Origin of the sequence: Pseudarthrobacter sp. NIBRBAC000502770 (assembly GCF_006517815.1) — a bacterium.
Lineage (GTDB): Bacteria > Actinomycetota > Actinomycetes > Actinomycetales > Micrococcaceae > Arthrobacter > Arthrobacter niigatensis.
The window spans coordinates 2,353,863-2,367,150 of sequence record NZ_CP041198.1; the positions used below are offsets into that span (position 1 = coordinate 2,353,863).

Consider the following 13,288-nt stretch of genomic DNA (forward strand, 5'->3'; position numbering starts at 1 on the left):
GCGCGTTTTCTGAATGCTTATGTCCTTGCTTACCTATCATTATCGCGGAATTACCCGCACGTAGCTAATCGATGGACATTTCCGTCAACGTGTCATTCCCGCCCTGACCTGCATTAAAGCCCGTTTTCGCTACGGCGGATAATCCCCTCCGCCGGGCAGTTGCGCCCAGGCCCACAACCATACGATCCAGACGATCTGCAGCAGCAGGAACATGGCCACCACCGTCCCCCGGTACGCCCTGGAACGGGACAGGAACACAGCGCCCAGGGCCAGCGGAAACAGTGGCAGCAGCATCCTGAAGGTGCTGGTCTGTGGGTGCAGGAACGCCAGCAGGTAGCCCATGTAGCAGGCGCACCAGAGCCGAAGTTCGACGCCGAGCCGCAGCACTGGCGGCAGATACAGCATCACTGCGAACAGCGCCACGAAGACGAGCGGGGCAACAACACCCAGGACGGGACCGAAAAGTTCGACGCCGGCATCGAACCAGGGCTTGAACGGAACCAGGTCCTGGCCCCGCCACACGGTTTCCGTCTTGGTGTAGGCCTGAAGGTCGCCGGTCGCCAACCACGCTGCGGCCGGCCAGGCAAAAGCGGACAGCCCGGCGACGGCGGTCAGTCCAGCGAGTGCGGCGAGGTCCCGGACGGAATGTGCCTCGCCGGAAGCGTCCTGGCGCCGCCCGCTACGGACGTACGCGGCGGCATGGAAGACCAGGAGCAGCCCCACCATGGCTGCGAACGGGACACCGATAGGCCTGGACAGGCCCAGCAGGAACACCGCCGGAACAGCCCACAGGTACTGGCGCCGGACCACCAGCAGGAGGGCCCACGCGAGCAGCAGGAGGGACAGCGGCTCGGCGTAAGGGACCTGCAGGACGGCGGAAACGGGAAAAACCGAAAAGAACGCAACACCCCACATGGCCGGGGCGTGGGAGGCTTTGTGCCGGAACAGTGCGTAAACCACAAGGGCCGCCGCCCACCCGGCCAGCATGGCAACCAAGGTGAGCGCAGCGGCAGGCTCCATCCCGGTGAGCCGGCTGAGTCCGCCCGCCAGGGAAGGAAAGAGCGGGTAAAACGCCCAGGTGTTTTCCTGGACGTTGCCGGCTGCGTCCGTGGGAAGGATTGACGGGTAGCCGCTGGCGATGACCTGGCCGTACCAGCGGGCATCCCAAATATTGATGAAGTTCCAGTAGTCCGGTTTTGGCGGGAACCACGGGTTGGGTCCCTGGTGGAGTGCTGCGGCCATGAAGATGCAGGCGGAGGCCAGCCGGGAGCCGCCGTACAGTGCGGTGACCTGGAGCCACCACGGCCAACGGCGGACGGCGGCAGCAGCCCGGTGGGCCACAGTACCGGCGGAGGCCAGCGGGTTGCGGCGGGCCACGGTGCTCACTGGCCGCCCTTGACCGGGGCAGCACCCTCCTGGGCTGCCCGGTTCCCATCCCCTTCCGCACCGGGCTCTTCCGGTGCCATGGCCGGGACCGGGGCGCCGTCGTCGGACGCCTCCCCTACGTGCCGTTCGCCTGCGTCCAGCCGCCCGCGCAGCGCCGCCAGTTCCGCATCCCGTGCGGCCAACTGGTCCCGCAGTTCGTCGAGGACCTGGTCCACCTGGTCCATCCGGTAGCCGCGCAGGCCCAGGGAGAACCGGAGCCGGGTCACATCCTCCGGAACGGCGCGCTGCGGCAGGAGCACCGGCGGAAGGTTTGCCGGCGGCTCGTCCAATCCGCTCAACAGGGCCGGCAGCGTCGTGGCGCCCGACTTGCGGGAGCGCCGTCCCAGGCCGGCCCAAAGAACAGCCGCGACCAGCACGACGGCGAGGAAAACCAGAAAGAAGCTCACGGTCCCATCGTGCCAGACCCGCGCGGCCAAGCCGCGCCGCGGCTACTCCGGCCGCTGTTCGCCGTTCAGCGACGGGGTCACGGCGCCGTGAAGGACCCGGTCCACAGCCTCTGCCGGGTCATCCACCAGCTGGATCAGGTCCAGGTCCTTTTCGGAGACCATTCCTTCAGCCACCAGGGTGCCCCTGATCCAGTCGATCATCGGTCCCCAGAAGTCGACGCCGAGGAGGACGATGGGGAAGGACGTGACCTTCCGCGTCTGGACGAGGACCATGGCCTCGAACAGTTCATCCAGCGTGCCCAGCCCACCGGGCAGGACGATGAACCCCTGCGCATATTTGACGAACATGGTCTTGCGGGCGAAGAAGTAGCGGAAGTTGATGCCCAGGTCCACCCACTGGTTCAGGCCCTGTTCGAACGGCAGCTCGATGCCCAGGCCCACCGACACCCCGTTGCCCTCCACCGTTCCCCGGTTGGCCGCCTCCATGGAACCCGGGCCGCCGCCGGTGATCACCGCAACCCCGGCCTCGGCGAGCTTGCGCCCCACCTGGACGCCCATTTCGTAGTAGAGGCTTCCCGGCTTGGTACGCGCCGAACCGAAGACGCTGACCGCTTTTCCAATGTCTGCAAGCGCACCGAAGCCTTCGACGAATTCGCTCTGGATCCGCAGGACCCGCCAGGGATCGGTGTGGACGAACTGCCCAGGGCCCTTCGTATCGAGCAGGTGCTGGTCCGACATGTCCACTGCCGCTTGCTTGCGCCGCAGCTCAAGGGGCCCCTTACGGCGCGGCTGGGAATTCTTGGCCGGATCTGCATTGATGCTCATTCCCCTAGGCTAACCTCCAACATGAGGTATCTCTTGAATCACGATCAGCAGGAACTTGGGGTGATTGGCGTCATAACCCACTGTTGTTCGCTAGATTCTTTCTATGACTACTCATGTGCCCGGCGATGCTCTCGTCTCCCTGAACGCCGTAAATAAGCATTACGGCCAGCTGCACGTTCTGAAGGACATCAACCTCCAGGTCCGCAAGGGCGAGGTTGTTGTGGTCATCGGGCCCTCCGGCTCCGGTAAGTCCACCCTCTGCCGGGCCATCAACCGCCTGGAAACAATCGACGACGGCTCCATCACCATCGATGGCAAGGAACTTCCCGCCGAGGGCAAGGCCCTGGCGAAGCTCCGGGCCGACGTCGGGATGGTGTTTCAGTCGTTCAACCTGTTTGCGCACAAGACCATCCTGGAGAACGTCACCCTCGGACCGATCAAGGTCAAGGGCGCTTCCAAGGCTGAGGCCGAAAAAGATGCCATGGCGCTGCTGGAGCGCGTGGGCGTCGGGCAGCAGGCACCGAAGCTTCCTGCCCAGCTCTCCGGTGGCCAGCAGCAGCGCGTCGCCATCGCGCGCGCACTGGCCATGAAGCCGAAAGTCATGCTCTTCGACGAGCCGACCTCAGCGCTGGACCCCGAAATGATCAACGAGGTCCTCGATGTCATGGTCCAGCTGGCCAAGGAAGGCATGACCATGATCGTCGTCACTCACGAGATGGGCTTCGCCCGCAAGGCCGCGGACCGCGTGGTGTTCATGGCCGACGGGCAGATCGTGGAGGACGAGACGCCGGAGGAGTTCTTTACCAACCCGAAGAGCAGCCGCGCCAAGGACTTCCTGTCCAAGCTCCTGACCCACTAGCACACCGCACCGGCTGCCCCAGCGCGGCCGCTCAATGAAAGGTATCCCCATGAAAAACTTCTTTACCCGGAAGAAGCCGCTGCTTGTCGCGGCGACTGCGGCGCTGGCCCTGTCCCTCAGCGCCTGCGGCGGCTCAGGCGGCGGCGGAACTGCTTCCTCCGGTACTGATGAGGCTCCCTACAAGGTTGCTGACAACGTCACGCTCACCGGCAGCCCGACCTACGACGCCATCAAGTCCAGCGGCAAGGTCCGCATCGGCGTCAAGCAGGACCAGCCGGGCCTTGGCTTCAAAGACGCGGCCACCGGTGAATACACGGGCTTCGATATCGAGATTGCCAAGTGGATGGCAGCATCGCTGGGCATGAGCAAGGACAAGATCGAGTTCAAGCCGATCCCGTCCGCCAACCGCGAGTCGGCGATCACGAACGGTGACATCGACTACTACGTGGGCACCTACTCCATCACGGACAAGCGCAAGCAGCTGATCGACTTCGCCGGACCCTACTTCGTCACCGGGCAGGGCCTGCTGGTCAAGAAGGACAACTCCAGCATCAACAGCGAGAAGGACCTCACGGGCAAGAACGTCTGCTCGGCCACCGGTTCCACGCCGATCCAGAACATCAAGGCAAACTTCCCGAACACCAAGACCACCGAGTTTGATACCTACTCGCAGTGCGTCGAGGCGCTCAAGAGCGGCCAGGTTGACGCTGTCACCACCGACCAGGCCATCCTGCTCGGCTACGCTGCCCAGGAACCGGACAGCCTGAAGGTAGTGGGCCAGCCGTTCACCACTGAAAAGTACGGCGTCGGCCTGAAGAAGGGTGACACCGCGCTGCGTCAGTTCATGAACAAGACGTTCACCGACGGTAACTCGGTGTGGCAGAAGATCTACGACCAGACGCTGGGCCAGTCGGGCACGAAGGTCGAACAGCCCAAGGTAGAGAACTACTAAACCAAAGTTGAGGGGGCGGCCATGCAGCCGCCCCCTCTTCAACTGTCGAAAGCGACGATTCTGTGAATACGCTGCTGAACAATTCGGATCTCTTCATCACGGGATTCCGCAACACGCTAATACTTTTCTTCTTCTCGGCAATTTTCGCCCTGATCCTCGGTACCGTCGTTGCCGCGCTCCGCGTCTCCCCCGTACCCGCCATGCGTGCCACCGCGACGCTCTACGTCAACGTCGTGCGCAACACCCCGCTGACGCTGGTCCTCTTCTTCTTCGCCCTCGGCTACCCGAAGCTGGGCCTGGTGCCGATCGACTTTACGACCGCCGCCATCATCGGACTGAGCCTGTATACCGCCACCTACGTGGCGGAAGCTGTCCGTTCCGGTATCAACACCGTCCCGGTCGGACAGGCGGAAGCAGCCCGCGCCATCGGGCTCCCCTTCACCCAGACGCTGACCCTCGTGATCCTGCCGCAGGCCTTCCGCGCTGTCATCCCACCGATGTTCAGCGTTTTCATCGCCCTGCTCAAGAACACCACCGTCGCCGCCGGCTTCTCCGTCTTTGAAGCCGGGGCCATCCGGGCGAACCTCTCCGAACGCGGCGAGCCGGCCATGACCGGCCTCCTGTGGGTGGCGCTGGTGTTCATCATCCTCGTGTTCATCCTTTCCGCCCTGCAGCGAAAGCTTGAACAGAAGTGGAAGGTTGCACGATGAGTTCAATCCTTTTTGACGCCCCCGGCCCCAAGGCACGAGCCCGGTACCGGATCTTCGGCGTCGCCACCGCCATCGTGATCCTGCTGATCGTCGGTTTCGTCCTGCTCCGCTTCGCGGAAAGCGGCCAGTTCGAGGCGAAGAAGTGGCAGCTGTTCACCTTTCCGCTGGTGCAGCAGACCATTGCCCAGTCCGTAGGTGCCACGTTGGCCGCCTTCGGCACTGCGGCAGTCCTCAGCCTGGTCCTCGGCATCCTCCTGGCGTTTGGCCGCTTGTCGGACCGCCGCTGGATCAGCGCTCCGTGCTACGGCTTCACCGAGCTGTTCCGCGCGGTTCCGCTGCTGATCCTCATGATGATCTTCTACTACGGCCTGCCGACCATCGGTGTCCAGGGAATTACGCCCTTCACTGCCGTGGTCGCAGGGCTGGTGCTGTACAACGGTTCCGTGCTCGCCGAGGTGTTCCGGGCCGGCATCGAGTCCCTGCCCCGGGGCCAAAGCGAGGCCGGTTATGCCATTGGCCTGCCCAAGAGCAAAGTCATGACCAGCATCCTGCTGCCGCAGGCCGTCCGGTCCATGCTTCCGGTCATCATCTCCCAGCTGGTGGTCATCCTGAAGGACACCGCCCTGGGGTTCATCGTCACGTACAACGAGATCCTCTTCCAGGCAAAGTACTTCGGCAGCCAGATCCAGTACGGTTCCCCGATTATCCCGGCAGCCATCGTGGCCGCCGTGCTCTATGTGGGTATGTGCCTGATCCTGGCCGCTGTCGCAAAATGGCTGGAGCGCAGGCTCTCCCGCAAGCCCGGCGCAGCAGTCATACCTGCGGCGGCTGTTCCCGCCGAGGTTTAGCCACCCGTCGGCATTGCCGGCGTGAAAGGGCCCGGAACCGTCAGGTTCCGGGCCCTTTCCGTTTGCCGGCTTTCTTCGCCGCCAGCCGGCCGGCTTAGCCGGCGAGCCACTGCTCCAGGGCGCGCAGGCAGGTTCGGATGGCATCGGCGGAAACGTGCTCGTTGTCCTTGTGGGCCAGCAGGGCGTCGCCCGGGCCGAAGTTCACTGCCGGGATCCCCAGTTCGCTGAACCGCGCGACGTCGGTCCAGCCGTATTTGGGTTTGGGCTCCGCACCCACAGCGGCAACGAAGGATGCGGCAGCCGGGTGCTGCAGTCCGGGACGCGCACCGGCGGCGGCATCGGTGCGCACCACGTCGAAGCCTTCCAGGAGCTCCCGGACATGCGCTTCCGCCTGGTCCGGGGTCTTGTCCGGGGCGAACCGGTAGTTGATCTCCACCACGCAGCGGTCCGGAATGACATTGCCGGCCGTGCCGCCGTTGATCTTCACCGCATTGAGGCTTTCCCGGTAATCAAGCCCGTCAACGTTGATGGTCCGTGGCTCGTAGGCGGCGAGGCGCGCCAGGATGGGGGCGGCGGCGTGGATGGCGTTGCTGCCCATCCACGCCCGGGCAGAGTGGGCGGCCTCCCCTGCAGTACTGGCTTCGAACCGGCTGGTTCCGTTGCAGCCGCCCTCCACGGTGCCGTCCGTTGGCTCCAGCAGGATGGCAAAGTCCCCCTGCAGCAGGTCGCCGTGGTTCCGGACCAGGCGTCCTAGCCCGCTCTTTACCGCCTCCACTTCCTCATGGTCGTAGAACACGAAGGTGACGTCCCGTTTTGGGTGCGCGCCGTCGTCGAACATTCCCGCTGCCAGCGCCAGCTGGACCGCCACGCCGCCCTTCATGTCCGTGGCACCGCGCCCATAGAGGATCCCTTCACCCGGAACACCTGACTCCCAGCTGGAGGGGACGGTGCCCCTGGAACCTTCCGCCAGGGGCAACGGAACCGTATCCAGGTGCCCGGCGAGGATGACCCGTTCGCTGTGGCCCAGCTCCGTGCGGGCAATGATGGCGTCGCCGTCCCGGACCACGGTCAGCTGGGGAATCTCCCGCAGAGCGGCTTCGACGGCGTCCGCGAGCCGCTTCTCGTTGCCCGACACGCTGTTGATATCCATCAGTGCCGCGGTCAGCAGCGCCACGTCCTGGTGCAGGTCAAGGGTGGATACGGAAGATTCGGGGGCGGTTTCAGCAGTCACGAAGCCAGTCTAGTTCGAACCGCCAGCCCCGCCCTCGATAGACTGGGGCACATGACTGAGACCGCTTCCTCCGCCGTGCCCGAAACCCTGACTCCCAACGCTGACGACCGTTCCGCCCATGGCTTTGGCGTGGCCACCGTCGCCACCGCCGGCGGCGCGGATACTGTCCTGGACGTCTGGTTTCCCGCACCGGCACTCGGTGTTGCCGCCGAGGACCTCCGCTCGGTGGAAAATGCCGACGACGCCCTGACTGCCATCGCTGAGAACGGCGCAGACCAGGACCGCGGCACCGAGCAGAAGGTGGTCTTCGTCCAGATCAACCTCGACGAAGCCCCTGCCGACACCGCAGACGCCTACCTCCGGCTGCACCTTCTCTCGCACCGCCTGGTTAGGCCCAACACCATCAACCTGGATGGCATCTTCGGTAAGCTCCCCAACGTCGTATGGACCAACTTCGGTCCCGCCGCAGTCGAGGGCTTCGAACTGACCCGCGCCCGGCTGCGCCGCCGGGGCGCCGTCACCGTCTACGGCATCGACAAGTTCCCGCGCATGGTGGACTACGTGGTACCCAGCGGCGTCAGGATTGCCGACGCCGACAGGGTCCGCCTGGGTGCGCACCTCGCCGCCGGCACCACCGTCATGCACGAGGGCTTCGTAAACTTCAACGCCGGAACCCTGGGCACGTCCATGGTGGAGGGGCGCATTTCCGCGGGCGTCGTGACCGGGGACGGGAGCGACGTCGGCGGCGGCGCCTCCATCATGGGAACCCTGTCCGGCGGCGGCAAGGAAAAGATCACCATCGGCGAGCGGGTCCTGCTCGGGGCGAACTCCGGCGTCGGCATCAGCATCGGTGATGATTCCGTCGTCGAGGCTGGCCTCTACGTCACGGCAGGAACCCGGGTCCGCGTGCCGGGCCCCAAGGACGAGGTGGGCGAGGACACCACCAGGATCGTCAAGGCCGCCGAACTCTCCGGCGTCCCCAACCTCCTGTTCCGCCGCAACTCCACCACGGGCGCGGTGGAGGCACTCCCCCGCAAGGGCCAGACCGTGGAACTGAACGACGCCCTGCACGCCAACTAGTACTTTCGTGGCACCCATGTCCGTGGCACGCAGGCGCGGCCTGCGCCGCCTCGCGGTGCTGCTCCTCACCCTTGCGCTGGCTGCGGGAGGCATCTACACGGCGGCGTACTTCGTGCAGCGTTCCGAGACCCTCGTGTCGGAACGCTGCACTGCCACAGCCGGCGACCGGACGGGGGAACTGGCGCCGGACCAGGCGGCCAACGCCGCCCTGATCACAGCGGCAGCCGTCCGGCGGGGCCTCCCCGCGCGCGCCGCCACCATCGCCCTGGCCACTGCCATGCAGGAGTCCAAGCTGCGCAACATCGGTCACGGCGACCAGGCCGGCCCGGACTCGCGCGGACTCTTCCAGCAGCGGCCGTCCCAGGGCTGGGGCACCGAGGCCCAGATCATGGACCCCTACTACGCGGTCAACGCCTTCTATGACGCACTGGTGAAGATCCCGGGCTACGAGACGCTGGACATCACCGACGCTGCCCAGCAGGTCCAGCGGTCCGCCTACCCCAAGGCCTATGCCCAGCACGAAGAGATGGGCCGGGCGTTCGCTTCCGGACTGACCGGCCAGACCCCGGCTGGCGTACAGTGCACGCTTCGCTCCCCCACGGCCGGTGGCAACTCGGCCACTGTGGTGACTGACCTGGACCAGGCCTACGGCGGCGTCGATGCGCAGGTGGACGGCGACACCCTGGTGGTGGACGCCGGCGGGGCACTGGGGTGGTCGGTTGCCGCGTGGGCAGTTGCCAACGCCAAGGACCTGGCCGTGACCAGGGTGGAAGTAGCCGGCCGCACCTGGGACCGGCCAGGCGGCGACGGGTGGCAGGCGGCGGGTGTCCAGGACGGGCAGGTGCGCATTACGGTGCGGAAGGACGACGCCGGCACGTAAGGGCCGCCGTCGGCCCGCCGGCCGCGTGTCAGACAAGGATTTCCAGCACCGGCTGGACATAGCTGCGGAACAGCTCAGGCTGCCCCATCAGCTCGTGGCTCATGATCATCTTGTCCGGTTCCAGGTACCACGCCCGTTGTTCGTCCAGCGGCAACTCGATGATGGTCAGCGTGAAATCCCGGGAGTCCCGCCCCACTTCCATCAGCCTGTCGTCCACCATGTCCCCGATCAGCTGGTCAATTCCGCTGGCCACCCGCTCCGCTTCGAGCTCGGCATACTCGCTCCTCCGCTCCCGGGCCCAGGTGAGGGCAGAGCCAAAGTGGGCCTGCAGGACCCGCTGGAGGGCCGGGGAGTTGCCGAAGGCTTCGAAATCCGGCGGCGAAAGTTCCGGGGAGGTGTGCGGGTGGGCCTTGAGCAGCTGCTCCCACCAGGCCTCCCACTCGGTCTTCAGTGCCCCGAGCCCGCCGACATCCGCGGTCAGGTGGCTGTGGTCCGCTGAACGGACTTTGGGTGATGCATGGGACAGCATGGGGCGCCCCGCTCCGTTCAGGCCGGCAGCGTCCCGGACGTAAAGAGCAATCATCATCGGTCCGGATGTGTCGGTGGTGATCTGCCACCCTGAACCGCCTGCGTGCTGCATCCAAAGTCCTTTCCTGGCCTCCCGGTCCCGGGCGCCATATTCCGGCCCGGCCTACCCGGCTCCCAGTCTATTCCCGCAGCCAGTTCGCGGTAGTGCCGGACGGGCTTTGGTCGCTCAGCGTGCCAGCCCGTCCAGATGGCGCTCGAGCACGTCGCGGCACATCTGCGCCGTCATCCAGGCAGGCTGCAGGAGCGCATGCATGCACAGCCCGTCCAGCGTGGCCAGCAGCCGCTCCGCCTCCAGGACGAGGTTCTCCTGCGGTTCATCGTCCGGGAGCAGGCTTGCCACCAATGCGCCCACGATGGCCGCCACTTCGCGGTGGCTGCGGTCCGCTTCCGCCACCAGGAAGGGCCGGATGCGTGCGGCGTTCTTGAAGGCCAGCCATGCGCAGGCTTCCACCGCTGTCACCTCATCCAGCGGAAGCATTCCACCCAGAAGGGTTAAAACGGCCTCGCGCTGGCCAGGGCTGGCCTTGCCGGCTCCGAGCACGGCCGGCAGCAGGCCCTCCAGCCTGCCGACGACGCGGTCCACCACGGTGCCGAAGGCGAAGGCCAGGAGCTCCTCACTGCCCTCGAAGTAGTGCCGGACCGAGCCGACGGCCAGCCCGGCCTCGTCCGCCACTTCGCGCAGCGACGCCCGTTCAAGCCCGTCCACGGCGATGATGCGGAGAACCGCCTGCACTACGTCCTGCCGACGGGCACCGGCGTCTACAATTTTGGGCACCATCCTTAGTAGCACACTTGTGCTTTTTCTGTCCCGTCACGGCCCACCCGCCGTCCGCCACATAGCGGCGGGCAACGCTGCGGGTGGGATAGCGTTGAGGCATGAAAATCTTGGTCACAGGGGGCACCGGTTACATCGGTTCCCATACTGTTCTGTCCCTGCAGGAAGCCGGCCACGACGTGGTCGTCATCGACAACCTGGTCAATTCCAGCGAGGAGTCGCTGCGCCGCGTAGCCGAACTCAGCGGCAAGACCGCGGAGTTCCACAACGTTGACCTGGTGGACGAGGCCGCCGTCGAAAAAGTCTTCGCCGGGAGCGGCATTGAAGCCGTCATCCACTTCGCAGGCCTCAAGGCCGTGGGTGAATCAGTGCAGGAGCCGCTGAAGTACTACTACAACAACCTGGTGGGCACGCTGAACCTGGTCCGCGTCATGGACAGGCACAGCGTCCGGTCCATCGTCTTCAGCTCGTCAGCCACCGTCTACGGGGAACACAACCCCATTCCGTATGTGGAAAAGATGGAAATCGGCGCGAACAACCCTTACGGGCGCACCAAGGAACAGATCGAGGACATCCTCTCCGACCTCGGCGCAGCCGACCCACAGTGGCACATAGCCCTGCTGCGCTACTTCAACCCGGTAGGCGCGCACCCCTCGGGCCGCATCGGTGAAGACCCGCAAGGCATTCCGAACAACCTTGTCCCGTTCATTGCCCAGGTGGCCGTGGGCCGGCGCGAGAAGCTTATGGTCTTCGGCGGCGACTACGACACCCCGGACGGCACCTGCCTGCGCGACTACATCCACGTGGTGGACCTGGCCGAAGGACACGTGGCCGCACTGAACCACATCGCGGACCGCACCGGTGTTTTCCGCTGGAACCTCGGATCCGGCAAGGGTTCCTCCGTCCTGGAGGTCCTGCGCTCCTTCGAAAAGGCAGTGGGCCAGCCCATCCCCTACGAGATCACCGGCCGCCGCGCGGGGGACCTGCCGGCCTTCTGGGCCGATGCCACCTCGGCCCTGGCAGACCTGAGCTGGTCGACCACGAAGACCGTGGACCAGATGTGCGAGGACCACTGGCGCTGGCAGAAGAACAACCCCCAGGGCTACGCCTCGTAGTCCCCTTGAATGTGGCACAACGCGAAGCGGCCGCCCACCTTGGAAAGGTGGGCGGCCGCCGTCGTTATTGACGTTGCTGTCCCTGGCTGACCGGGAATCAGCGTGCGGGGTAGTCGCGCTCCGGCTCGCCGATGTACAGCTGGCGCGGGCGGCCGATCTTGGTATTCGGGTCGCTGATCATTTCGCGCCACTGGGCAATCCAGCCCGGCAGTCGGCCGATGGCGAACAGGACGGTGAACATCTTCTCGGGGAAGCCCATGGCCTTGTAGATCAGGCCGGTGTAGAAGTCCACGTTCGGGTAGAGCTTGCGCTGGATGAAGTAGTCATCGCTGAGCGCCTTCTCTTCCAGGCGCATGGCGATGTCCAGCAGTTCGTCGTTGCCGCCGAGCTTGCTGAGGATCTCGTGGGCCGTGGCCTTGACGATCTTGGCGCGCGGATCGTAGTTCTTGTAGACGCGGTGTCCGAAGCCCATGAGGCGGACGCCGTCTTCCTTGTTCTTGACCTTCTCCATGTAGTCCTCGGGCTTGAGGCCCTCGGCCTGGATCTGGCGGAGCATCTTCAGCACGGCCTCGTTGGCGCCACCGTGGGCAGGGCCGAAGAGGGCGTTGATGCCGGCCGAAACGGAGGCGAAGAGGTTGGCATTGGAGGAGCCCACCAGGCGCACGGTGGAGGTGGAGCAGTTCTGCTCGTGGTCCGCGTGCAGGATGAGGAGCAGGTCCAGCGCCTTGACGATGACCGGGTCCAGTTCGTACTGCTCCGCGGGGAGGCCGAAGCTAAGGCGCAGGAAGTTCTCCACCAGGTTCATGGAGTTGTCCGGGTACAGCATGGGCTGGCCGATGGACTTCTTGTGCGCGTAGGCGGCGATGACCGGCAGCTTGGCCATCAGGCGGATGGTGGAGACCTCCACCTGCTCGGCGTTGAACGGGTCCAGGGAGTCCTGGTAGAAAGTGGACAGCGCGGACACGGCCGAGGACAGCACCGGCATGGGGTGCGCGTCGCGGGGGAAGCCGCCGAAGAAGCCCTTGAGCTCCTCGTGCAGCAGGGTGTGGCGCCGGATCTTCTGGTCGAACTCGTCCAGCTCAGTGGGCGTGGGAAGGTTGCCGTAGATCAGCAGGTAGGACACCTCGAGGAAGCTGGAGTGCTGCGCCAGCTGCTCGATGGGGTATCCGCGGTAGCGCAGGATGCCCGCATCGCCGTCGATGTAGGTGATGGCGGACGTGGTTGCTGCGGTGTTCATGAAGCCGGGGTCAAAGGTCACGGCACCGGTCTGCTTGAGCAGCTTGGAGACGTCGTAACCTTCGTTCCCTTCAACAACCTGGATGCGCGGGAGCTTCAGCTCGCCACCTGCGTGGAGCAGGGTCGCAGCATTGTTGGTCTCAGTCATGGAGTCCCCTTCATGAGGCGTCTTCGGCCTCTGTCGAAAGCTTGATCCAACATCAGGTGAGCCGTGCACTGAGCCTGAGGAGACAGGTTCCAACACCCGGGCTGCCTTCTTGTAGAAAGCCACCATTGATCGTCAACTTAAAAAGTACCGCTCCTTGGCGGGTGTCACTAATCCGCAGGCTTCCCATCCGGCCTAAAATGCACCGAATG

At 65.2% G+C, this 13,288-nt stretch carries 14 protein-coding genes; 7 read left to right on the forward strand and 7 right to left on the reverse strand.

Features of this window, described 5'->3' with window-relative positions:
• Positions 1-129: 129 nt before the first annotated feature.
• The 3 genes from NIBR502770_RS11240 to NIBR502770_RS11250 are packed head-to-tail and all read right to left on the reverse strand — an operon-like array spanning position 130 to position 2,657.
• The gene (locus tag NIBR502770_RS11240) at positions 130-1,386 is read right to left on the reverse strand and encodes a hypothetical protein (protein WP_141181973.1); all 1,257 of its coding nucleotides are present in this window, start codon (positions 1,384-1,386) and stop codon (positions 130-132) included.
• Positions 1,383-1,832, reverse strand: a complete 450-nt coding sequence (locus NIBR502770_RS11245) for a DivIVA domain-containing protein (RefSeq protein ID WP_141181974.1) — start codon at positions 1,830-1,832, stop codon at positions 1,383-1,385. The genes NIBR502770_RS11240 and NIBR502770_RS11245 overlap by 4 nt, the downstream gene beginning before the upstream one ends.
• Positions 1,833-1,874: 42 nt before the next feature.
• A complete protein-coding gene (locus NIBR502770_RS11250; RefSeq protein WP_141181975.1) occupies positions 1,875-2,657 on the reverse strand; it encodes a TIGR00730 family Rossman fold protein in 783 nt (260 codons plus the stop codon).
• A 103-nt stretch (positions 2,658-2,760) separates the two neighbouring features.
• Between NIBR502770_RS11250 and NIBR502770_RS11255 the strand changes: the two genes are divergently transcribed.
• The 4 genes from NIBR502770_RS11255 to NIBR502770_RS11270 all read left to right on the forward strand — a co-directional run bounded on the left by NIBR502770_RS11255 (position 2,761) and on the right by NIBR502770_RS11270 (position 6,026).
• Positions 2,761-3,516 (forward strand): amino acid ABC transporter ATP-binding protein, encoded by a 756-nt coding sequence (locus NIBR502770_RS11255; protein WP_141181976.1) that lies wholly within the window; start codon positions 2,761-2,763, stop codon positions 3,514-3,516.
• Positions 3,517-3,565: 49 nt separating this feature from the next.
• Positions 3,566-4,468: a glutamate ABC transporter substrate-binding protein gene (locus NIBR502770_RS11260; RefSeq protein WP_141181977.1), complete on the forward strand. Its 903-nt coding sequence runs from the start codon at positions 3,566-3,568 to the stop codon at positions 4,466-4,468.
• A gap of 62 nt (positions 4,469-4,530) precedes the next feature.
• Positions 4,531-5,178, forward strand: coding sequence for an amino acid ABC transporter permease (locus NIBR502770_RS11265; RefSeq protein WP_141181978.1), 648 nt, complete (start codon positions 4,531-4,533; stop codon positions 5,176-5,178).
• A complete protein-coding gene (locus NIBR502770_RS11270; RefSeq protein WP_141181979.1) occupies positions 5,175-6,026 on the forward strand; it encodes an amino acid ABC transporter permease in 852 nt (283 codons plus the stop codon). Before NIBR502770_RS11265 ends, NIBR502770_RS11270 begins: the two co-directional genes overlap by 4 nt.
• Positions 6,027-6,120: 94 nt before the next feature.
• On the opposite strand, the gene dapE is transcribed toward NIBR502770_RS11270, so the two are convergent.
• Positions 6,121-7,257, reverse strand: coding sequence for a succinyl-diaminopimelate desuccinylase (gene dapE, locus NIBR502770_RS11275; RefSeq protein ID WP_141181980.1), 1,137 nt, complete (start codon positions 7,255-7,257; stop codon positions 6,121-6,123).
• 51 nt (positions 7,258-7,308) lie between these two features.
• Here dapE and dapD point away from each other — a divergent pair, with 51 nt between their 5' ends.
• Both dapD and NIBR502770_RS11285 read left to right on the forward strand, forming a co-directional pair.
• Positions 7,309-8,337 carry a 2,3,4,5-tetrahydropyridine-2,6-dicarboxylate N-succinyltransferase gene (gene dapD / locus NIBR502770_RS11280; protein WP_141181981.1) on the forward strand — a complete coding sequence of 343 codons (1,029 nt, stop codon included), beginning with the start codon at positions 7,309-7,311 and terminating at the stop codon, positions 8,335-8,337.
• A 16-nt stretch (positions 8,338-8,353) separates the two neighbouring features.
• Entirely contained in the window at positions 8,354-9,217 is an 864-nt protein-coding gene (locus NIBR502770_RS11285; RefSeq protein WP_141183399.1) for a hypothetical protein, read from the forward strand.
• A 28-nt stretch (positions 9,218-9,245) separates the two neighbouring features.
• On the opposite strand, the gene NIBR502770_RS11290 is transcribed toward NIBR502770_RS11285, so the two are convergent.
• The gene (locus NIBR502770_RS11290; protein ID WP_141159886.1) at positions 9,246-9,857 is read right to left on the reverse strand and encodes a hypothetical protein; all 612 of its coding nucleotides are present in this window, start codon (positions 9,855-9,857) and stop codon (positions 9,246-9,248) included.
• 114 nt (positions 9,858-9,971) lie between these two features.
• A complete protein-coding gene (locus NIBR502770_RS11295; protein ID WP_168223154.1) occupies positions 9,972-10,580 on the reverse strand; it encodes a TetR/AcrR family transcriptional regulator in 609 nt (202 codons plus the stop codon).
• A 101-nt stretch (positions 10,581-10,681) separates the two neighbouring features.
• On the opposite strand from NIBR502770_RS11295, the gene galE reads away from it, so the two are divergent.
• Positions 10,682-11,695 (forward strand): UDP-glucose 4-epimerase GalE, encoded by a 1,014-nt coding sequence (gene galE / locus NIBR502770_RS11300; protein ID WP_141181982.1) that lies wholly within the window; start codon positions 10,682-10,684, stop codon positions 11,693-11,695.
• 97 nt (positions 11,696-11,792) lie between these two features.
• Here galE and NIBR502770_RS11305 read toward each other — a convergent pair whose 3' ends face one another.
• Positions 11,793-13,079 (reverse strand): citrate synthase, encoded by a 1,287-nt coding sequence (locus NIBR502770_RS11305; RefSeq protein ID WP_056334606.1) that lies wholly within the window; start codon positions 13,077-13,079, stop codon positions 11,793-11,795.
• Positions 13,080-13,288: the final 209 nt, after the last annotated feature.